Raw genomic sequence first — 1467 nt, 5'->3', positions numbered from 1 at the left:
AATCAACAAAATGCTACCGCAACAGGTAATGCAGCCCAAGCTACAAGTGCCTCAGCTACAGCTACAGGTGACAGTGCTATTGCAAGTGGAGTAAATGCCACCTCGACTGGTAAAGGTTCAACCGCATCAGGAGCAAGCTCAATTGCCACAGGTGATACTGCTACCGCAAGTGGTGCAAATGCCATCGCTACAGGCGCCAACTCAGTAGCAAATCAGCAAAATGCTACCGCTATGGGTAATGCAGCCCAAGCTACAGGTATTTCATCAATTGCTACAGGTGATACAGCGACCGCAAGTGCTGCGAATGCAATCGCCACAGGTACCAACGCATTAGCGAATCAACAAAATGCTACTGCAACAGGTAATGCAGCGCAAGCTACAGGTGTCTCAGCCACAGCAACAGGTGATAGCGCCACTGCAAGTGGTACTAATGCCACCTCGACTGGTAAAGGGTCAAGCGCATCAGGAGCAAGTTCAATTGCAACAGGTGATACTGCTACCGCAAGTGGTGCAAATGCCATCGCTACAGGTGCCAACTCAGTAGCAAATCAGCAAAATGCCACTGCCACAGGTAATGCAGCCCAAGCTACAGGTATTTCAGCCACCGCTACAGGTGATAGCGCCACAGCAAGTGGAGTAAATGCCACCTCGACTGGTAAAGGGTCAAGCGCATCAGGTGCAAGTTCAATTGCAACAGGTGATACCGCGACCGCAAGTGGTGCAAATGCCATCGCTACAGGCGCCAACTCAGTAGCAAATCAACAAAATGCTACCGCTATGGGTAATGCAGCCCAAGCTACAGGTATTTCAGCCACCGCTACAGGTAATAGTGCCACAGCAAGTGGAGTAAATGCCACCTCGACTGGTAAAGGGTCAAGCGCATCAGGTGCAAGTTCAATTGCAACAGGTGATACCGCGACCGCAAGTGGTGCAAATGCCATCGCTACAGGCGCCAACACTTTAGCAAATCAGCAAAATGCGACTGCAACAGGTAATGCAGCCCAAGCTACAGGTATTTCAGCCACCGCTACAGGTGATAGTGCCACAGCAAGTGGAGTAAATGCATCTGCGATTGGTAAAGGGTCAAGCGCATCAGGTGCAAGTTCAATTGCAACAGGTGATACTGCTACCGCAAGTGGTGCAAATGCCATCGCTACAGGCGCCAACGCATTAGCGAATCAACAAAATGCCACTGCCACAGGTAATGCAGCCCAAGCTACAGGTATTTCAGCCACCGCTACAGGTGATAGCGCCACAGCAAGTGGAGTAAATGCCACCTCGACTGGTAAAGGGTCAAGCGCATCAGGTACAAGTTCAATTGCAACAGGTGATACCGCGACCGCAAGTGGTGCGAATGCAATTGCTACAGGTGCCAACTCAGTAGCAAATCAACAAAATGCTACCGCTATGGGTAATGCAGCTCAAGCTACAGGTATTTCAGCCACCGCTACAGGTGATAGTGCCACT

General features: G+C 50.6%; 1 protein-coding gene. It reads left to right on the top strand.

Annotated elements, in window-relative coordinates; genetic code table 11:
• Positions 1–1467: YadA family autotransporter adhesin (locus DSM106972_RS51325; protein WP_411675292.1), on the top strand; the 1467-nt coding region annotated here is incomplete at both ends.

Origin of the sequence: Dulcicalothrix desertica PCC 7102, assembly GCF_003991905.1 — a bacterium.
GTDB classification, from domain to species: Bacteria; Cyanobacteriota; Cyanobacteriia; order Cyanobacteriales; family Nostocaceae; genus Dulcicalothrix; species Dulcicalothrix desertica.
The sequence above is the reverse complement of the archived record's forward strand: the minus strand, read 5'-3'. Positions and strand labels throughout refer to the sequence as shown.